The organism is Streptomyces sp. NBC_01298, assembly GCF_035978755.1.
In the GTDB taxonomy this organism is placed as follows: Bacteria; Actinomycetota; Actinomycetes; order Streptomycetales; family Streptomycetaceae; genus Streptomyces.
Window position 1 is genome coordinate 5,101,371 of sequence record NZ_CP108414.1, and the last position, 19,011, is coordinate 5,120,381.

At 71.7% G+C, this 19,011-nt stretch carries 19 protein-coding genes; 8 read left to right on the forward strand and 11 right to left on the reverse strand.

The window, feature by feature from the left end:
- Window positions 1-69 precede the first annotated feature (69 nt).
- Window positions 70-1,530, forward strand: a complete 1,461-nt coding sequence (locus OG730_RS23210; protein WP_327306032.1) for an alanine/glycine:cation symporter family protein — start codon at window positions 70-72, stop codon at window positions 1,528-1,530.
- A gap of 106 nt (window positions 1,531-1,636) precedes the next feature.
- On the forward strand, window positions 1,637-2,239 hold the full coding sequence (locus OG730_RS23215; RefSeq protein WP_327306033.1) for a Uma2 family endonuclease: 603 nt from the start codon (window positions 1,637-1,639) through the stop codon (window positions 2,237-2,239).
- Between the two features lie 15 nt (window positions 2,240-2,254).
- Here OG730_RS23215 and OG730_RS23220 read toward each other — a convergent pair whose 3' ends face one another.
- Complete coding sequence (locus OG730_RS23220) at window positions 2,255-2,614, reverse strand: protease inhibitor I9 family protein (RefSeq protein ID WP_327306034.1); 360 nt, start codon at window positions 2,612-2,614, stop codon at window positions 2,255-2,257.
- 390 nt (window positions 2,615-3,004) lie between these two features.
- Between OG730_RS23220 and OG730_RS23225 the strand changes: the two genes are divergently transcribed.
- Entirely contained in the window at window positions 3,005-4,192 is a 1,188-nt protein-coding gene (locus OG730_RS23225; protein ID WP_327309378.1) for a S8 family peptidase, read from the forward strand.
- A gap of 27 nt (window positions 4,193-4,219) precedes the next feature.
- Here OG730_RS23225 and OG730_RS23230 read toward each other — a convergent pair whose 3' ends face one another.
- The 6 genes from OG730_RS23230 to OG730_RS23255 are packed head-to-tail and all read right to left on the reverse strand — an operon-like array spanning window position 4,220 to window position 9,990.
- The gene (locus OG730_RS23230) at window positions 4,220-5,227 is read right to left on the reverse strand and encodes a pyridoxal-phosphate dependent enzyme (protein WP_327306035.1); all 1,008 of its coding nucleotides are present in this window, start codon (window positions 5,225-5,227) and stop codon (window positions 4,220-4,222) included.
- Window positions 5,148-6,182: a GHMP family kinase ATP-binding protein gene (locus tag OG730_RS23235; protein ID WP_327306036.1), complete on the reverse strand. Its 1,035-nt coding sequence runs from the start codon at window positions 6,180-6,182 to the stop codon at window positions 5,148-5,150. The genes OG730_RS23230 and OG730_RS23235 overlap by 80 nt, the downstream gene beginning before the upstream one ends.
- Complete coding sequence (locus tag OG730_RS23240) at window positions 6,179-7,018, reverse strand: Rossmann-like domain-containing protein (protein ID WP_327306037.1); 840 nt, start codon at window positions 7,016-7,018, stop codon at window positions 6,179-6,181. The genes OG730_RS23235 and OG730_RS23240 overlap by 4 nt, the downstream gene beginning before the upstream one ends.
- Before the next feature lie 11 nt (window positions 7,019-7,029).
- Entirely contained in the window at window positions 7,030-7,839 is an 810-nt protein-coding gene (locus OG730_RS23245) for an ABC transporter ATP-binding protein (protein WP_327306038.1), read from the reverse strand.
- Window positions 7,836-8,972 carry a FecCD family ABC transporter permease gene (locus OG730_RS23250; protein WP_327306039.1) on the reverse strand — a complete coding sequence of 379 codons (1,137 nt, stop codon included), beginning with the start codon at window positions 8,970-8,972 and terminating at the stop codon, window positions 7,836-7,838. The genes OG730_RS23245 and OG730_RS23250 overlap by 4 nt, the downstream gene beginning before the upstream one ends.
- Window positions 8,962-9,990, reverse strand: a complete 1,029-nt coding sequence (locus OG730_RS23255; protein ID WP_327306040.1) for an ABC transporter substrate-binding protein — start codon at window positions 9,988-9,990, stop codon at window positions 8,962-8,964. The genes OG730_RS23250 and OG730_RS23255 overlap by 11 nt, the downstream gene beginning before the upstream one ends.
- 169 nt (window positions 9,991-10,159) lie before the next feature.
- Here OG730_RS23255 and OG730_RS23260 point away from each other — a divergent pair, with 169 nt between their 5' ends.
- Both OG730_RS23260 and OG730_RS23265 read left to right on the forward strand, forming a co-directional pair.
- On the forward strand, window positions 10,160-11,419 hold the full coding sequence (locus OG730_RS23260; protein WP_327306041.1) for an MFS transporter: 1,260 nt from the start codon (window positions 10,160-10,162) through the stop codon (window positions 11,417-11,419).
- Between the two features lie 151 nt (window positions 11,420-11,570).
- Complete coding sequence (locus OG730_RS23265) at window positions 11,571-11,909, forward strand: GYD domain-containing protein (RefSeq protein WP_327306042.1); 339 nt, start codon at window positions 11,571-11,573, stop codon at window positions 11,907-11,909.
- Between the two features lie 19 nt (window positions 11,910-11,928).
- Here OG730_RS23265 and OG730_RS23270 read toward each other — a convergent pair whose 3' ends face one another.
- The 3 genes from OG730_RS23270 to OG730_RS23280 all read right to left on the reverse strand — a co-directional run bounded on the left by OG730_RS23270 (window position 11,929) and on the right by OG730_RS23280 (window position 13,331).
- Complete coding sequence (locus OG730_RS23270; RefSeq protein WP_327306043.1) at window positions 11,929-12,342, reverse strand: PIN domain-containing protein; 414 nt, start codon at window positions 12,340-12,342, stop codon at window positions 11,929-11,931.
- Complete coding sequence (locus tag OG730_RS23275; protein WP_327306044.1) at window positions 12,339-12,611, reverse strand: CopG family transcriptional regulator; 273 nt, start codon at window positions 12,609-12,611, stop codon at window positions 12,339-12,341. Before OG730_RS23275 ends, OG730_RS23270 begins: the two co-directional genes overlap by 4 nt.
- A gap of 138 nt (window positions 12,612-12,749) precedes the next feature.
- Window positions 12,750-13,331, reverse strand: coding sequence for a GNAT family N-acetyltransferase (locus OG730_RS23280; RefSeq protein ID WP_327306045.1), 582 nt, complete (start codon window positions 13,329-13,331; stop codon window positions 12,750-12,752).
- A gap of 247 nt (window positions 13,332-13,578) precedes the next feature.
- Between OG730_RS23280 and OG730_RS23285 the strand changes: the two genes are divergently transcribed.
- Window positions 13,579-14,916, forward strand: a complete 1,338-nt coding sequence (locus tag OG730_RS23285; protein WP_327306046.1) for a lipase family protein — start codon at window positions 13,579-13,581, stop codon at window positions 14,914-14,916.
- 83 nt (window positions 14,917-14,999) lie between these two features.
- On the opposite strand, the gene OG730_RS23290 is transcribed toward OG730_RS23285, so the two are convergent.
- Complete coding sequence (locus OG730_RS23290) at window positions 15,000-15,128, reverse strand: hypothetical protein (RefSeq protein ID WP_327306047.1); 129 nt, start codon at window positions 15,126-15,128, stop codon at window positions 15,000-15,002.
- A 53-nt stretch (window positions 15,129-15,181) separates the two neighbouring features.
- Between OG730_RS23290 and OG730_RS23295 the strand changes: the two genes are divergently transcribed.
- Both OG730_RS23295 and OG730_RS23300 read left to right on the forward strand, forming a co-directional pair.
- Window positions 15,182-16,384 (forward strand): tyrosine-type recombinase/integrase, encoded by a 1,203-nt coding sequence (locus OG730_RS23295; protein ID WP_327306048.1) that lies wholly within the window; start codon window positions 15,182-15,184, stop codon window positions 16,382-16,384.
- A gap of 103 nt (window positions 16,385-16,487) precedes the next feature.
- Window positions 16,488-18,878, forward strand: a complete 2,391-nt coding sequence (locus OG730_RS23300; protein WP_327306049.1) for a site-specific integrase — start codon at window positions 16,488-16,490, stop codon at window positions 18,876-18,878.
- Window positions 18,879-19,011 lie beyond the last annotated feature (133 nt).

Consider the following 19,011-nt stretch of genomic DNA (forward strand, 5'->3'; position numbering starts at 1 on the left):
CTTCGGACCCTTCGGCGGCGGACGTAGGTCCCTGTCCGCGGGCCTTCCGCCCCGGGGAGACTTCGCATCATGGACACTCTGGATTCGGTGATCGTCAACGTCAACGATCATCTCTGGACCTACCTGCTGATTCCGCTGGTGGTCGGCGCGGGCCTGTACTTCACGGTCCGCTCCCGGGGTGTGCAGCTGCGCCTGCTTCCCGAGATGTTCCGGGTGGTGAAGGAGAAGACCCCGCCGCGCGCCGACGGCCGCAAGCAGGTCTCGTCCTTCGGCGCCTTCACGATCTCGGCCGCCGCGCGCGTGGGCACCGGCAACATCGCCGGTGTCGCCGCCGCGATCACCCTGGGCGGCGCGGGCGCCGTGTTCTGGATGTGGATGATGGCGCTGATCGGCGCGGCCTCCGCCTTCGTGGAATCGGCCCTCGCCCAGCTCTACAAGGTGCGCAATGCCGGCGGCGCCTACCGGGGCGGTCCGGCGTACTACATGCAGCGGGCGCTCGGTAAACGCTGGCTCGGAGTGCTCTTCGCGGTGACGATCACGGTCACCTTCGCCTTCGTCTTCAACGCCGTGCAGGCCAACACCATCACCGCCGTCGCCGCGGGCTCTCTCGCGGACACGGGCGGCTCGAACTGGTTCGGCCCCTCCCTCGGCGTGCTGCTGGCCGCCCTGCTGGGGCTGGCCGTCTTCGGCGGGGTCAAGCGGATCTCGTCCATCACCACCGTCCTGGTCCCGGTGATGGCGATCGTCTACCTCCTCCTCGGCGCGGCGGTGGTCCTCCTCAACATCACCGAGTTCCCCCGGGTCATCGCCGACATCGTCGGCGGCGCCTTCGGCTTCCGCGAGCTGGCGGCCGGCGGCATCGGCGCGGCGATCCAGCAGGGCATCCGGCGCGGCATGTTCTCCAACGAGGCGGGCCTCGGCTCCGCCCCGAACGCGGGCGCCGCCGCCGAGGTCTCGCACCCGGTCAAGCAGGGCCTCGTACAGTCCCTGGGCGTCTTCTTCGACACCCTCCTCGTCTGCACGATGACGGCCTTCATCGTCCTGGTCAGCAACCCGGAGCTGTCGGGCCGCCAGGGCGCGGACCTGACGCAGACGGCGCTCAGCGAGACGCTGGGCGGGTGGGCCGGCCACCTGCTGACCGTCGTCGTCTTCATGCTCGCCTTCAGCAGCATGATCGGGAACTACTACTACGGCGAGACCAACATCCAGTTCATCACCCGCAAGCGGTGGGTCCTGCCGGGGTACCGGGTGCTCGTCCTGTCGGCGGTCGTCCTGGGCTCGCTCGGCTCGGTGTCGGTCGTCTGGAACCTGGCGGACGTGTTCATGGGCCTCATGGCGCTGATCAACCTCGCCGCGATCATCCCGCTGTCGGCCATCGCCTTCCGCCTCCTGGACGACTACCTCGCCCAGCGCCGCGCGGGCCTGGAGCCGGTCTTCACCCGCGACCGCATGCCGGACCTCCGCGGCGTCCAGTGCTGGGACCCGATCCGCACGACGGTCCCGTCGGCGCAGGCACCGGAACGGGTGTAGCGGGGCCTGCGCCACCCGATCGTGGGACGGGGAAGGCAAGCGCCCGCCGCCCATCGGCGGCCCGCCCTACCCTCGCTGGCATATGCCACAGCAGAGGGGATCCGCGATGACGGCAGCCACGCCCGAGCCCGGCCGCACCACCGACGGTCACCCGTGGGAGTACCTGCTGCGGAGCTGGTGCGACCTGGACGTGCCGAAGGGCTGGCGGGCCGAGATCGACGGCGGCCGGATCACCTTGGACCCACCGTCCCACCGTCATCACCACGCCATCGCGGCCACGGTGCAGCGCGCGCTGTACGGGGTTGTGCCGCCCGACTTGGGTGCCTACCAGTGGCTCGGCATCCACATCGCCGCACTCGGCAAGCTCTACGTACCCGACCTCGTGGTCGCCCCCGCCGCCCTGGTCGATGACGTGGCAGCCGAGGTCTCCGACCCCGTCGACGCGGCCGAGGCGCTGCTCGTGGTGGAGATCACCTCCAAGAGCAGCGCCGAGGACGACCGGAAGAAGAAGCTCTGGGCCTACGCCCACGCCCCCGTCCCGGTCTACCTCCTCATCGACCGCTTCGACGAGCACGGCCCCACGGCCACCCTGTTCACCGAACCGCAGAACGGTGCCTACAAGCACGCCGTCCGCGTCGCCTTCGGCGACGCGTTGCGGCTCCCCGAGCCCTTCGCGGTGACGGTCGACACGGGGAGCTTCCCGCACTGATCCAGGGCAGGACCGCTAGAACGCCGGGCCGGAGACGGCGACCGGGCCGTCCGGCTCCACCGAGGTCACGACCGCCGTCGCCCGCAGGGATTCGACCTGGTCGGGGGAGAGGCGGGCGCTGAAGCCGTTGAGGGCGTGGCGGTAGACGTGGACCGGGGTGATCCCGTACGCGTCCGCGACGGCGGCCGGGTCGAGGCCGCGGTGCACGGTGACGATGTACGCCGGCCACTCGGCCGGGGCCGTGGCGGATGCGGGAGCGGGAGCGGCGGGGCCGGTCGGGGAGGGGGCGGCGGCGTGCGCGGGCAGGGTGGCCGAGGCCGCGAGGGCGAGGGCGGCGAGGGTCGTCGGCAGGGTCCAGCTCGTACGGGTACGCATGACGGCGAGGCCACCACGTACGGCCGGTCCGGTCAACGACCGTCGGCGGCGCGGCGGTCACGGGCGGGAGTGAACCGCGGGAACCGCGAATGCGCCCCTCCCCGGATGCGTGCGCGGTGCCTTCCGTACGGGTGAACCTGCCGACCCGCGCCGCATCCGCGCGAGGTGGTCGCGCAGGTCGGGAAAGGCCGGAAAGCGAAGGGCGGAATCCTTTCTTCAGTCCGTACGAGAATCAGCCCGCAGTGCGGCCGGACGGCCGGTCCGGCCCGGTCAAGGCCGACCGACGGCCCGCCGATGAACGGGAGGGCCGCACTCCGGGACGCGTTCCCCGTCGAACGGAGGCGGCTTCCACATGCCGCCCTCCACTCTTCGGGAGTCCCCTCGATGTCCATGCGCCTGCTCGCCCGCGCCGCCACCACCGCCCTGCTCGCCATCACTCCGGTGGCCATCGGTACCGCGTCCGCCGACGTCGCGCCCGAGCCCACCCCGGTGCCGCTGACCGTCTCGGCCAACGCCATCCCCGGCCAGTACATCGTGACGCTGGAGCCCGGCTTCGACCCGGCCAAGGTGGCGGAGCGGCTGGGCCTCAAGCCGAAGTTCCTCTACACCAAGGCGATGAACGGCTTCGCCGTTCCGATGACCCCGCTCCAGCTGCAGATCGCCCGGGTGGCCCTGGGCGTGAAGTCGGTGGAGACGGACGCGAAGGTCTCGGCCCCGTCGAGCGTGCCGTCGACGGCCACCGCCCTGCGCGGGCCGTCCGCCTCCTGGGGCCTGGACCGGATCGACCAGAAGGAACTGCCGCTCGACAACACCTTCACCACCGAGGGCAACGGCGCCGGGGTGACCGCGTACATCCTCGACTCGGGCATCGAGTACGCGCACGACGAGTTCGGCGGCCGCGCCACCTTCGGCTTCGACGCGATCAACGACGGCCGCAACGGTCTGGACTGCAACGGCCACGGCACGCACGTCGCGGGGACGGTCGCCGGGAAGACGTACGGGGTGGCGCGCAAGGCGAACGTGGTCAGCGTCCGGGTCCTCGACTGCACGGGGAAGGGCGACTCCTCCGGGATCATCGCGGGCCTGGACTGGGTGGCCAAGAACGCCAAGCAGCCGGCTGTCCTGAACGGCTCCCTGGGCGGGGACAAGTCCCAGGCCGTGAACGATGCGGCGACCGCCGTCTCGGACGCGGGCGTGCTGCCGGTCATCGCGGCCGGCAACTCCTCGATCGACGCCTGCAATGTGTCGCCCGCATCGGCGGCCAGGGTGCTCACGATCGCCGCGTCCAACAAGTACGACGAGGAGACGGACTTCTCCAACTACGGCGAATGCGTCAGTCTCTACGCGCCCGGACAGGAGATCCTCTCCGCGAAGCTCGGGGGCGGCTCCGTGGCCCAGAACGGCACGTCCATGGCCGCACCGCACGTCACCGGTGTCGCGGTCCTCTACAAGCAGGCCAACCCGAAAGCCACGCCGGCGGAGATCGCCGAGTACATCGACGACGAGTCCACGAAGGACGTCCTTAAGAGCGTCAGCAAGTCCAGCCCGAACCGCCTGCTGTTCACCAACGGCCTCTGATCGCCGCAGGCGCGAGGGCCGTGCCGCTCACGCAGCGGCGCGGCCCCACCTCATCCGCGACCACGGCAGCGCCAGCTCGCTCCGGCCGGTCACCTCGCGCGGGGCGAGATCGGCGATCGGGGCGGCCTCGCGGTGCCTCGCGTAGACGGTGTCCACGTAGCGGTGGCCGGTGTCGGGGGCGATGAAGAGGACCGTGCGGTGCGGTGAGCGCTCGCGCTCGTGGCGCGCCGCGAGGTAGCCGGCGCCGGTGGAGAGCCCGGCGAAGACCGCGTGCCGGCGCAGCAGGTCGACGCTTCCGGCGAGGGCGGCGTCGAAGGAGATCCAGTGCAGGGTGTCGTACAGCTCGTGCGAGACGTTCCCGAAGGGGATGGAGCTGCCGATCCCGGCGATGATCATCTCGGGGTCGGTGACGTGTTCCGAGCCGAAGGTGACGCTGCCGTACGGCTGGACGCCGACGAGTTCGACGTCCGACGTGTCGGCGGCGTCCTCGCGGAGGTAGCGGGTCAGGGCGCCGGTGGAGGCGCCCGAGCCGACTCCGCCGACGACGGTGAGCCCGGCCGCCGTCGTGCCGACGGCCTCGCGGATCCGGTCGGCGATCGCGCGGTAGCCGAGGTAGTGGACGTCGTCGTGGTACTGGCGCATCCAGTGGTACCCGGGGTGCTCGGCGAGGATCTCGTGGATCCGCTCGACGCGCCGCTTCTGGTCGAGCTTCAGGTCGCCGCACGGTTCCATCTGCTCCAGCGTCGCCCCGAGGACGGCCAGTTGGGTCCGCAGCGTGTGGTCCACGGTGGCCGACCCGACGATGTGGCAGCGCAGGCCGTACCGGTGGCAGGTCAGGGCCAGGGCGTACGCGTAGATCCCGCTGGAGCTGTCCAGCAGGGTGTCCCCGCGGCGTACGACGCCGGTGTCGAGCAGGTGGCGCACCGCCGCGAGGGCGGAGACCACCTTCATCGTTTCAAAGCGCAGGCAGACGAGCCGGTCGTCGAGGCGTATCAGGTCCGGCCGGCCGATCGACTCCGCGATGTGCTGGTCCATGGTGGGGGATCTCCTTCGCAGGGGTGGTGCCGGTCGTGAAGGTGCGGGTGGCGGGGATGCCGTGGGCGGATAGGGCGCGCAGGCAGCCGCGGACGCGGCGGCGCAGCCCCGGGGCGGCCTGGTCGAAGAGCACGCCCGCGACCGCGCCGCTGTGCGCGATCTGTACGCCGACCGCCCCGGACCGGTGGGCGAGGGCGGCGAGCGTGTCGAACTCCGGGTGGCCGAGCACCTCTTGGCCGCGCCGTGCGCTGGCGGTGGCGACCGCGCCGAGCAGTTCCGCGCTGCCGGTGGCCACGGCCCGGCGCAGCAGCGCGCGCAGCCGCTCGTAGGCCCGTACGTCGCTGCGGTCCACGTCGGCCACGTCGGCCACCGGCAGCGCCAGGGTGTCGACGGGCGCGCCCCCGCCGAGGGCGCAGCCCACCACGACCAGCGGCGGCAGGGCCGGGCCGAGCACCTCCAGGACCCGGCCCTCCCGCTGGGCGAACAGCACCGGGCGGCTGCCCAGCATCAGCGGATCGGAGGCGAGCTCGGCGCGCACGGCGAGCGCGGCGACCGTCGAGGGGTCCAGCCGCAGCCCGTACGAGTCCGCGACCGCGCGTACGGCCGCGATCACATCGCTGCTGGAGCTGCCCATGCCCAGGCCCACCGGTATCCCGCCGGTGAGCCGCAACTCCCCGCCGCAGGGCGGCCGACCGGTCCGCCGCGCGCACTCCGCGACCGTGAGGGCCGCGGCCCGCGCCGCCTTCGTGCGGTCGGCGGGTACGACGGTCAGCGCCTCGGGCGGCGTGCCGGGACGGCGGACGTACGCGGCGCTGCTGCCGGGGCCCGCCATGGGCAGGGTGACCAGTCCGGCGCACCTGCGCCCGGCGGCGTCGAGGAAGACGCCCTGGAGGATCTCGCCGTGGTGGCAGGGGGCCCGCCCGGTGCCGGGAGCGTCCGTGGCGCCGGGGTTCACGCGCCGCCCGCCGTCCGGTAGCGGTACAGGACCGTCTCCTCGGCGCTGAACTGGGAGAAGGGGAAGGGCTCCGCGGACAGGGCGCTCACCCCGGAGCCGAGGAAGGCGCGGGCCACGGCGCTGCCGGTCTGCGCGTAGACGACCAGCGGGATGCCCCGGGAGCGGCAGCGCTCCAGGATCGTGTCGAAGGTGCCGTTGCTCAGGGTCATCCCGGTGGCGACGACGGCGTCGGCGGTGTCCAGTACCTCGTGCATGTCGTCGGTGACCGGGTCGCCCCACTGGGTGGCCCTGAGGTTGAGGTCGCAGGGGAGCGGACGTCCGCCGCGTGCGCGGATCGCCGCCACGAGCGGGTTGACGACCCCGATGAGCCCGACCGTGGCGCCCTCCTCGATGTCGAGCAGTCCGGCGATGGCCGCGTCCCGTGCCCCGGCGCGGACCTCCGGGGTGCCGGCGGGGAGGGTGACCGGCTCGGCGTCGCCCTCCCCGGCCGCCACGCGGTGGGGGCGGGTCTCGGAGAGGTAGGCGTCGAGGGCGGCGATCCGCAGCGGGCGGGGGGCCTCGCGCAGGAGGACGTCGAGGGGGGTGCCGGAGGAGTCGCGGCAGACGGAGGGGTCGATCTCGCCGGCCTCGAAGGCGCAGCCGCCGAAGGATCCGCCGAGGCGGACCAGGACGTACTGGTTGAGGTAGGTGGTGTCGCCGCCGGCCAGGCGGGTGCCGTGGTGGATCCAGAACACGCTGGTGGCGACGAGCGAGGAGGGGAGCGGGCCGTGCTCGCCGGCGAGTACGGCCGAGAGGAGCGCGTCGACGGAGGTCGCGGGGGTGGTGGTGGGGGTCATGGGGTTCCTGTTCACAGAGCGGTGTGGGGTGTCGGCATCGGCGCCGGTGTGCGTACGGGGAGCGGTCCGCGGTAGCTGACCTGCGGGTGTCCGAGGGCGTCGGTGGTGAGTTCGGCGTCCACTTCGAAGACCTCGGCGAGCCGCCGCGGCGTCAGGACGGCGGCCGGCGGGCCGGCGGCGATCAGGCGGCCGTGGTGCAGGAGCAGCAGCCGGTCGCAGTACCGGGCGGCGAGCGACAGGTCGTGCAGGGCGACCAGGACCGTCTGGGGGGTGGCGGCCAGCAGTTCCATCAGTTCGAGCCGGTGTTTCACGTCGAGGTGGTTGGTGGGTTCGTCGAGCAGGAGCCCGGACGGCTGTTGGGCCAGCGCGCGGGCCAGGTGGGTGCGTTGCCGCTCGCCGCCCGACAGGGCCTTCCAGGGGCGGTCGGCGAGCGCGGTGAGCCCTACGCGTTCCAGCGCGGCGGCGACCACGGCCCGGTCGGTGGCGTCGGGCCCGCGCCAGCGGTCGCGGAAGGGGGTCCGCCCCAGGCCCGCGATGTCGGCGACCGGCAGATCGCCGTCCGCGCCCGCGTCCTGCGCGACGAAGGCGACCCGCCGGGCGATCCGGCGCGCACTCCAGCCGCGCACGGACTCCCCGTCGTACCGGACCGCGCCCGCGTCGGGAGTCCGCAGCCCGGCCAGGCAGCGCAGCAGCGAGGACTTGCCCGAGCCGTTGGGGCCGAGCAGTGCGACGGTCTCGCCGGGGGCGATGTCGGCGCCGACCCCGCGCACGACGGGGGTGCCCGCCACCGACCAGCTGAGGTCTTCGGCGGTGATCCTCACAGTTCCCCCCGCTTGCGCAGGACCAGCAGGAAGATCGGTACGCCGAGCAGCGCCGTGATCACGCCGACGGGCACCTCGCGGGGTCCGAAGGCGATCCGTGCCAGCGCGTCCGTCCACACCAGGAACACCGCGCCCGCCAGGGCCGCGTAGGGCAGCAGCACCCGGTGCAGCGGCCCGACGAGGAACCGCACCCCGTGGGGGACGATCAGCCCGACGAAGCCGATGGCGCCGACGGTGGCCACCGCGACCGCGGTCAGCACGGCGGTGACCACGAGCAGCAGCATCCGCGTGCGCCGTACGTCGATCCCCAGGGACGCGGCGGTGTCGGTGCCGAAGGCGAGCCCGTCGAGGGCGTTCGAGCAGAGCCAGGCCGCCGCCAGCCCCAGCGGGGTGACGACCGCGCAGACCGCGACGGTGTTCCAGCGGGCGGGCGCCATCGAGCCCAGGAGCCAGTGGGTGACGGCCCGGGTGGTGTCCGCGTCCGCCGAGGCCATCAGGACGAGCGAGGTCAGCGCGGTGAAGAGCTGCCCGATGACCACGCCGGTGAGGACGATGCGTACGGAGTCCAGCCCGGTGCGCCGCAGGAGCAGCAGGAGCAGCCCGAAGGAGAGCAGCGCTCCGGCGAGCGCTCCGCCGGTGACGCCGAGGGTGCCCGCGCCGATGCCGAGGACGACCACGGTGACGGCTCCGGCGGAGGCGCCCGAGGAGACGCCGAGCAGGTAGGGGTCGGCGAGGGCGTTACGGGTGACCGCCTGGAGCACCGCTCCGCACACGGCGAGGGAGGCGCCGACGAGGGCGGCCATCAGCACGCGCGGCAGTCTCAGGTCCCAGACGAGCGAGTCCAGGAGCGGGGGCAACGGCGCGACGTCCAGGCCGAGTCGGCTGCCGAAGACGCGGGCGAGCCCGGTCCAGCCCACGTCGGCGGCGCCGATCCGTACCGCTGCCGCGACCGAGGCGGCCAGGACGGCGGTGGCGAGGAGGAAGAGGCCCGCCCCCGTCGCCGCGGACCGGCGAGGGGCCGGGCCCGGCCCCCGCGGGGCCACCGGGTCGGCGGGCACCGGGTTGGTGGGCACGGAGTCGGCGGGCACCGGGTCGGTGGGTACAGGATTCGCCGCTACGGCGTCAGCGGACATACCCGAGGTCCTTCATCCCGGCCGCCAGCAGCCCCAGGGCGTGCACGGAGCGCACCGAGGGGTCGAGTTCGATGCCGGGCACTTCGAGGATCTTGGCTTCGCGGACCGCGGCGAGCTTGGAGACGACCGGGTGCCCGGTCATGGCGGCGCGCTTCTCGGCGGCGCTGTCGCCGGGACGGCCGCGCTCGGACAGGTCGCCGATCACGATGAAGTCGGGGTCGCGCTCGGCGACTTCCTCCCAGGAGACCTCCGGCCAGTCCTCGTCGACGTCGTCGAAGGCGTTCTTCGCGCCGACGATCCGGCTCATCTCGCTGGGCAGGCCGGTCTTCCCCGCCACGTAGGGCATGCCGTTGAAGACGGAGTAGAGGTAGACCACGGTGGGCTGTCCGGCGCCGCCGGGCACCTTGGGGGAGTTCCGCGCGGCCTTGGCGACGGCCGCGCGCTGGTCGGCGGCGAGTTTCCCGGCCCGCTCCTCGGCGCCGAAGACCTTGCCGAGGTTCTCGTAGTCGGAGAAGAGCAGCTCGAAGGGGGTCCGGCCGGCCGGGTTCTGTCCGGGGCAGTCCACGGCGCTGACGAAGGTCGGGACCTTCAGGGCGGCGAGCTCCTCGCGGGTGCCCGCCCGGTCCTTGGTGAAGAGGTCCGCGGAGCCGCCGATGACGAAGTCGGGGGTCGCGGCCCGCAGTTGCTCGCCGGTCGCGATCTTCGGGGCGATGACCGGGATCTTGGCGTACGCGGCCCCGTACGCGGCGGGGATCTTCGTCTTGAGGTTGGCGGTGCCCGCCATCGAGTCCTGGAGCCCGAGTTCGAGCAGGGTCTCGGTCGAGGTCTGGTCCAGGGCGACGGCCCGCTGCGGCGGCGCGGCGAAGGTCGCCTGGCGGCCGCAGCTCGTGACGGCGGTCGCGGTGGAGGGGGTGGAGGCGGTGGAAGGGGTCTTGGCGTCGTGGGCGGCGGGTGCGGAGCAGGCCGCGGTGGCGAGGGCGAGGGTCAGGGCGATGCCGAGGCGGGCGGGGTGGCGCATGGGTTCTCCGGTCTGGGCGGGGCGGGGCGGGTGGAAGCGAATGTGGGCGTTGTCGTGCACCGGGCAAGAGCGCTGCGTTCGAGGGGTACTGTAATGGTATTCATTTTCATTAAGAACCCCGGGGGGTGGTTCGCCGGGCCCCCTCCCCTCCCCAAGGAGCAGTCGCACCATGGCAACCACACCCGCGCCACCGGCGCCCAAGTCCGTTGACCCGCGCCCACGTTCGGTCCTGCTTGACGTGTCGTTCCTGCGCCTGTGGGCGGGTACCACCGCCTCCGGACTCGCGACCTGGGCCCTGCCCTTCGTCCTCGGGCTCGCCGTCCTCCACCGCGACCTGAGCGCCGCCGGCCTCGGTCTGGTCCTCGCCGCGCGCACGGTCGGCTTCCTCGCCGCCGTCACCGTCGGCGGCGTCCTGGCCGACCGGCACTCCCGCCGCGCGGTCGTCCTGTGGTCGGCCCTGGCGGCGGCGGCCGCAGCACCCCTCCTCGCGGCCGGACTGGGCCGCTCGCTCCTGCTGATGACGGCCGCCGCAGCCCTCGCCGGGGCCGGACAGGGCGCCTGCCGCCCGGCCTTCCAGGCGCTCACCGCCGAGACCGTCGACCCCGGGCGCCGTCAGCAGGCCAACGCCGCCATGACCATGGCCGTGCGCGGATCCACCCTCGCCGGACCCGCCCTGACCGCGCTGCTCGCGGGCTTCCTCGACGTCTCGACCCTGCTGCTCGGCATCGGCCTGCTGTGGCTGGTCGCCGCGCTGGTCCCGGGCAAGGGCCGGGGCGTCGCCGCCCGTGCCGTCACCGCGCCGCGCGCGAGCTTCCGCACCGAGTTCCTGGAGGGCGTACGGGAGGCCCGCCGCCACCCCTGGTTCCTCGCCGGACTGGCCGCCCTCGTCGCGGTCATCGCCCTCGGCTACTCCGCCACCAGCGTCGCCCTGCCCCTGATCAGCCGGGACCGCTACGCCGGCGCATGGGTGCTCGCCGCGGCCATGACGGCCTACATAGTGGGCGCGCTCGGCGGAGCCCTGGTCATCGCCCGCTGGCGGCCGCGCTCACAGGGCTGGGCCGCCTTCGCGGGACTGGCGGCGTACGGCTGCGCCCCGCTGAGCCTGACGCTGCCCGTGCATCCGGGGGTGGTCGTGGCCGCCTACGCCGTCGCCGGGACCGGGATCGAACTCTTCAACGTGCCCTGGTTCACCGCCACCCAGCGCGAAGTCGCCCCGGAGCGGCTGGCCCGCGTCTCCTCGCTGGACTTCCTCGTCTCCTACGGTCTGGCCCCGGTCGGCCTCGCCCTGATCGCCCCGGCCATCGACGCCTTCGGCGTCACACCCGTCCTCGGCGCCTGCGCGGCCGCCTGCTTCCTCGTGCCGGCGGCTGCGGCCCTGGTCCCGACGGCCCGCCACTTCGCGCGGAGCGCCCCGGCGCCGGTGGCCTGAGCCGCGTTGGGCCGTGGCGGTGGCCGTCCCCGGCCGTCCGGGGGAACGGCCGGAACGGCCGCGTCGCGGTCCGCCCCTTCCGCAGCCCGGCGTGGGCATCGTCGTCTCGTCGTCGTTGACGACGACGACGAGACGAAAGAAGGTGGACGCGATGCCGCTGTATCTGTCGAGGTTCAGCTACACGCCGGAGACCTGGGCGAGGCTGACGGCCCATCCCGAGGACCGCTCACAGGCCGCCAAGTCGTACATCGAGTCCGTCGGCGGGAAACTGCACGGCTTCTGGTACGCCTTCGGCACGCACGACGGCTACAACCTCTGGGAGGCCCCGGACGACGTGTCGATGGCCGCGGTCGCGCTGGCGATCAGCGGGGGCGGCGCGCTCAGCTCGTTCGAGACGACGGTCCTCCTGAGCATCGACGACACCCTGGACGCCCTCCGCAAGGCCAAGCGGATCCGCTACCGGCCTCCGGGCACCTCCGACACGCCATGACCTCGGCGGTCGGCGCTCTCTAGACCTTCACGGCCGCGAGTCGCGCGCCGCAGAGCGCGGTGAGGTCCTCGGGGTCGGAGGTGAGGACGGTGACCGGGCCCGGCGCCGCGAGCGCGGTGGCGGCCAGCATCGCGTCGATGGCGTACTTGTGTCCGTGCAGGCCGGCCTCGCGGAGCAGGGCCTTGGCGGCGTGGGCGATCTCCTCGGTGACGGGCTCGACCACCACCCTGGACAGCGCCCACGTGAGGGCCGGCATGTTGATCTTCGGGTGGACCACCTCCACGAGGGTGGCCGTGCTGGTGATGACCCGCATGTCGTCCGCGAGGGCGAGGGCGAGCCAGCGGGTGATGGTGCGATCCCGCAGCACGGCCTTTGCGAGTCCCTCGCTGTCCAGCACGAGGGTGCCTCCGGGCTTGGTCGGCTTCGGCGTCATACGACGTCCTTCTGCTCGGTGTCGCTGTCGGAATGCCCTCCGTGGGCGCGGCGGAATTCCTCGCGGGTCGCGTCGATCTCCTCCGCGGTGATCGGTCCGTGCTCCGCCTCCGCCACGGCGACGAGCTCGGCCAGGTTGTCCCGTTCGATCTGGCGGGCCACGGCGGCGGTGACGTAGGCGGAGAGGCCGGAGGGGCCGCTTCGGGCGCGAGCGGCCTCGGCGATGTCGCGGGGCATCGAGATGGAGTACTTCTGGGTGGCATCGCTCATGCCACCCATGCTACTTCCGATGCTACCGCCGCGTTCGGCGTGTGGGGCGTAGACGTACATGTGCATAGGCTCTCGGCATATGCGCGGCTGCGGAGGCTTTTGCGTGCCGGTTCGCACGATGGGGTGATGGCTCGTGCGTCAGTCCGTGCTGATGCGGGCGTGGAGGTGTTCGTCGTGCCAGCCGTCCGTGTGGAGGAGGGCGCCGCGCATGGTGCCCTCCAGGGGGTAGCCGGACTTCAGGGCGACGCGGCAGGAGGCCGGGTTGGCCGTGGAGTGGGTGATGCGCAGGCGGTGCAGGCCGAGTTCCCCGAAGGCCCAGGGGGTCAAGGCGGACAGGCCTTCGGTGGTGGCTCCGGCGCCGCGGCCGGCCGGGAGGAGCCAGTACATGAACTCCCCGCTGCCGCCGGTCAGATCGAGGTCGGCCAGGCCGATCACGCCGACCGCGCAGCCGCCGTCCGCGGGGGCGAGGGCCCAGACCGCCGTGCGTTCGGCGTGCCAGCGCTCGCGCCAGCGGGCGATGCGGGTGACGGCCTGCTCCTTGGTGAGGGGGTCCGGGCGGTTCCAGTGGCGGATGTCCGGATCGGCGTACGCGGCCACGAGCGCGGGGGCGTCGTAGGGCTCGCAGGGGCGCAGGCGCAGTCCGCAGGGGAGGTCGTACGAGGGCTGGGCGAGGGCGGCCATGCGGCCGGCCGGGACCACGGGCGGTATCGAATCGGTCATCGGATCATTGTCGGCCCCTCGTCCGGCCCCGGTGGTCCCGGGTCCGGCCGTGGTGGGCCGTGGTGGGGCGTGGTGGGGCGTGGTGGGTGGTGACGGGCCGTGGTGGGCCGGGGTGGGGCCATTGGGGGTCGGTCGCCCCGGTGGTCGTAACAACCGGCGGACACTTCGTCACGGTAAGCGACATTTCATCCCATTCTTCCTAGTCTCACGTCCCGGTACCGAGTGACCGAACGAAATGGACGATGAGATGAGACGACGGCTTTCCGCGATCGCCGCGGCCGGTGTGGCCGCGATCCTCGCGCTGGGCGGCGGGGCGACCGCGACCGCGAACGCGACCGGATCCGGAACCGGGGTCACGAACCCGGACGGCGGCAAGGGCGGCAAGGGGCTGTGCGCGCCGGGGGTTCCGATCGGGCCGGAGGGCGAGAAGTTCTACGATCCGCCGTCGCCGCTGCCCGAGGGGGACCACGGTGACCTGATCTGGGCCCGTCGCGTCGACGCCCCCGACGGTGCGCGCGCCTGCCGGATCCTGTACCTCTCGACCCTGCAGACCGGTACCCGCGTCGCCGTCTCGGGCATCGTGGCCTGGCCCGACGCCCCCGCGCCGCGCAGCGGCCGCAACGTGGTGGCCTGGGCGCACGGGACCGTGGGCGGGCCGCGCCAGTGCGCGCCCTCCGCGGTGCCGAACCCGGCGACGGACCTCATCGGCTACTACACCTACGACAGCCCGTGGGGCATCGACGTCGGCGTGCCGGCGCTGACGCAGTTCCTCGACTCGGGCGACGTCGTGGTCGGTACCGACTACCAGGGTCTGGGCACGCCGGGCGTCCACCAGTACACGGTGGCCGTCACGGAGACGAACAACGTCCTGGACTCGGTCCGCGCGGCCCGCCAGATCGCCGACGCCCGCGCGAACCGCAAGGCGGCCGTCCTGGGCTGGTCGCAGGGTGGCGGCGCGGCGGCGTTCATCGCCCAGAACTACAAGGCGTACACCCCGGAGACCAACCTGGTCGGCATCGCGGCGCTGGCGCCCGCCGCCAACCTGGGGCCGGACTTCCGCGGCCTGGTGCCGCCCGGCCCGACGGACGCCACCTCGCCCTCCCACAACGCGGCGCTGCGCGTCAACGTCTACCGGGGCTTCCTCGCGGCCTACCCCACCCTGAAGGCCGAGGACGTGCTGAAGCCGGCCGGGCTGGAGGCGCTGCGCGGTGACGGGGTGATGTGCATCGAGCACCTCGCCGACGTGATCCAGAACAACGTGGGCAACGTGGGCCAGCTGGACACCCTGTTCCAGCCGCTGACCGTGGTGCCGGAGGTCTGGCACCAGCGCTTCCGCGAGAACACCCCGGGCTACGTGACCTCGGTGGCGCCGATCCTGGTGATGCAGGGAACGGCGGACACGGTCATCAACCCGTACTCCACCGATGAGTACGTGCGGCGGGCCTGCGGCTTCGGCAAGCCGGTCGAGTACACGAAGTACCAGGGGGCGACGCACCAGACGATCCCCAACGTCGCGGAGCCGGAGTACCTGGGCTGGATCGCGAACCGCTTCGCGGGCAAGCCGGCGCCGTCCAACTGCGCCTGACGGACGGCGACACCCGAAGCAGTGAAGGCTCCCGGCCGGTGGACCACACCGGCCGGGAGCCTTCGTACGTGGGGGGCCGCCGGTCAGCGGCCCACGGGGACGGGAGCCGCGTCCGGTACGGGTGCGCCGGCTGCGGCCGGTGCGGCCTCGGGGGCCGGCTCCGCGTCCGGGGCGGCGTTGAACTCCTCCAGCATCTGGTGTGTTAACTGCACCTTCTCCGGCTCGTTGGGCAGGGCGACGTGTCCCCCGCTCAAGGAGAGCCCGCGTGAAACCGAACCTGCACCACGACCTGATCGAAGGCCGGGCCGATGTGCCTCGCCTCGGGTCGGTGGCCAAGCTGGAGACCCAGCACCCGCCGTACGCCGTCCTCACCGCGTCCGGTGAGGTGGTCGAGCCCGCCCTTTCGTACCTCCGGGACCTGGCGCTCAGCGACAACAGCCCGCTGACCGGCCGCAGCTATGCGCATGACCTTCTGCGCTGGTTCCGGCTGCTGTGGTTCCTCGATCTGCCGTGGGACAAGGCGTCCGAGGCGGAGGCTGCCGCCCTCGTGGGGTGGCTCCGTACGGCACCCAACCCGCAGCGCCGCCGGAGCAGTCCTGACTCGCCACGGCCAGGGTCGGTGAACATCCGCACGGGTAAGCGGTACCTCCAGGCCGGCTATGCGCCGAGCACGATCAACCACGCATTGACCGTGGTCAGCAGCTTCTACGCCTTCCACCGTCACTACGGACGTGGCCCGCTGACCAACCCCGTCCCGGAGTCGCTCGCACAACGAAGGGCGCTGGCGCACCGAAACTCCACCGAGCCGGCGCAGCCATTCCGGCGGGCACGGCTACGGCAGCGAGTGTCGAAGGGCGACCCAAGGGCGATTCCCGACGTTCTGTGGGACGAGTTCTTCGAAGCGATGACGCATGATCGGGACAGGGCCGCTGTCCTGCTCTACGTCTCCAGCGGTGCCCGAGCCGAAGAGCTTCTGGGGGTCACCCCGGCCGATATCGACTGGTCACGGCAGGTCTTCCACGTGATCTCCAAAGGGACCAAGGAACGGGACCCCGTACCGGCCAGCCCGCAGGCCCTCATCGTGCTCGCGGCCTACCTCGACTCCATCGGCCTGCCCGCGGCTCACGAGCCCGTGCTGCGGACGCGGCGCGGCCCCGACAAGCCCCTGAGTTACTGGGCGATGCGCCGGGTCGTCCAGCGGGCCAACGCGAAGCTCGGTACGAACTGGACGCTGCACGATCTTCGCCACACGGCAGCCAGTCGTATGGCGAACGACCCGAACCTGACCCTGACCGAGGTCCGGGCGATCCTCCGGCATGCGGACTTGGCGACCACGGGCCGCTACCTCAATGCCCGCGTCGAGGACCTCTTCGATGCCCTGCAGGAGCACTACAACCGGCCCAAGGTCGTGCGCAGTATTGCGCCTGGCTACGACGAGGACGACTTCAAGGCGGTGTTCGGTGCCTAACCGTCAAACTCCCGACACCTACACCGCGCGAAACCGCCGCGTCGCCTCCTACCGAGAGGGTGCACGGCCAGAGGCGCCAACGAGCCGGTTCTCCACTGCGTCCGTGAAGGCCGCACCGGCACCGCGGCCAGAGGTCCCGCCGGCGCCGTTCGGGGATCTCTCCCGGGCGACGTTGGAAGAGGTCCGGGAGATCGCCACAGGAGCACTCAAGGGGCGTTCAGACCGTTCCCACGCGAACAAGCGGCGCCGTGGAATGAACATGCTGCTCGCCCACTTGGAGACACTGCCAGGGGAGACCTGGCAGCAGCGGTGGGAGGCGAGCGGCTTCGACGGCGAGAACGCGCCCTCGGTCAACATCCTCGCGCGTGAGGGGTTTCAGTACGACGGCTTCGACCTGATCACGGCCGCCAAGATGGCCTTCTGCCTTCGGGTGGTCCAGCCGTCGGTGTCAGGCTTCCGCGCCAACAAGTTCACGCGGTACGCCGAGCCCTTTCGGGAGATCCAGAACGACCCACTCCTGGACCGGTTCTTCGAGGCCGTTGACGGACACCCCACGATGGGACACGTCCACAAGGCACGTGCGAAGTTCGATCTCACCTGCGCGCTGACCACTCAGGGCATCGCACTCGAAGATCTGACGCCTGCGGCTCTGCTGCACTACTCGCTGGAGTCGAAGCGTCTCGGGCTGACCCACGGGGCCAACAAGAACCACAATCGCTTCGCTGCGCTCGGTGCCTGGCAGTTGCTCCACGCCATGGAGCACTTTCCGGCTGAGACGCCACCGACGCTCAGGACGTTCGTGTACACCGGTCAGCGGACGATCGAGGAACTGGTGGACCGCTACGCGATCAAGAGCCTCTCAGTCCGACAGCTGTTGATCGACTACCTGACCCGCAGGCGGGCGGAGACTGACTACGTCACCGTCACCGGCCTTGCTCGGAACCTGGCCAAGCACTTCTGGGCCAAAATCGAGGAGCTCAGCCCGGGACACCCTGACCTGGTCCTCGGCCAAGACCTCTACGACCAATGGCGAGCCGAGCTCCAGACGTGCACCACTGGTGGCGGCCGGGAGCTGAGGAAGCGCCTGGACCCGGAATCCATCCTCCTTGCCGTTCGCGGCCTCTACGTCGACCTCCACAGCTGGGCTGTCGAAGAGCCGGAGCGGTGGGCGCAGTGGGTCGTTCCGTGCCCCATCCGTCCGCAGGATCTGAAGGGGTTCGGGAAGCGCAGGCGGGAGATCAATCGGCGAATGGCGGACCGGGTCCGCGTCCGGCAGCCGCTCCTGCCCGCGCTGGTGGCCCACGTAGAAGCACGCCACGAGTTCTACGCCGGTCTGCTGGATGCCGCTCGCCCGATCGCGCTCGGTGAGGAGTTCATCCACCAAGGGCGCCGTTACCGGCGCCGGAACTCCGACTATGACCGGCGCATGGCTGCGGCGGAGGCAGAGCCGGCGGTGAGGATCACGGAAGAGGAATCGGGTGAGCGGATCAACGTGACCGTTGTCGAGGACTCCGCCTTCTGGGAGTGGGCGGCAGTCGAGGTGCTGCGGCACAGCGGAATCCGGGTGGAGGAACTCTGCGAGCTCACGCACCTGAGCATCCGCCAGTACCAACGGCCTAACGGCGAGGTCATCGCCCTGTTGGTGGTCGCGCCGTCGAAGAGCGAGCGCGAGCGAGTGATTCCGATGTCGGCCGAGTTGTTCCACGCTGTCGCGCAGATCCTTCGCCGTCATACGCGCAACGGCAGGACCATCCCCCTCGTGACCCGGTACGACCCGCACGAACGGACATGGTCGGAACGGATGCCTTTCCTCATGCAGCGGCACCTCGGGACTGCGATCGGTGTCATGTCTGGCGCAACGGTGCTGGCCATGCTTGGCCGCAGCTGCAAAGAGCTGGCCGAGACCAACCCCGCATTTGAGGATCTGACGTTCACCCCGCATGACTTCCGTCGGCTGTTCGCCACCGAGGTTGTCAACGGTGGTCTGCCGATCCACATCGGAGCTGCCCTGCTTGGTCACCTGAATCTGCAGACGACGCAGGGATACGTCGCAGTATTCGCCGAGGATGTGGTCGGCCACTACCAGGCCTTCCTCAACCACCGGCGGTCTCTGAGGCCCGAGGTGGAATACGGCGAGGTCAGCCCACAGGAATGGAACGAGTTCGAGGAGCACTTCGACAAGCGCAAGGTGGAGCTGGGCAACTGCGCGCGGCCCTACGGGACGCCCTGCCAGCACGAGCACGCCTGCATCCGCTGCCCCATGCTCCAGATGAACCCCAAGATGCTGCCGAGGCTCGCGGAGCTGGAGAGGGACCTTCTCCTGCGCCGCAAGAAGGCCGAGGAGGAGCAGTGGCTCGGCGAGATCGATGGCATCGACCTGACGCTGACCTTCCTCCGCACGAAACAGGCTGAGGCAGCTCGACTCACTCACCGTCCAGTGGTGGAGCTGGGCCTTCCTCGCCCCCGTCGTGAGCGGCCTGAGGCCGAGGCATAGGGTCGCCGGATGGCCGACAGGTTTGATGTGGCGCAGGCCCTTGCGGGAGCGTCGGGTGGGCGGGCCCGAGTATGGGACTTCGCCGCGCAATTCGCGGCGTCTTGGGCGACGCCTCTCTCGCCGGGGGACGGAT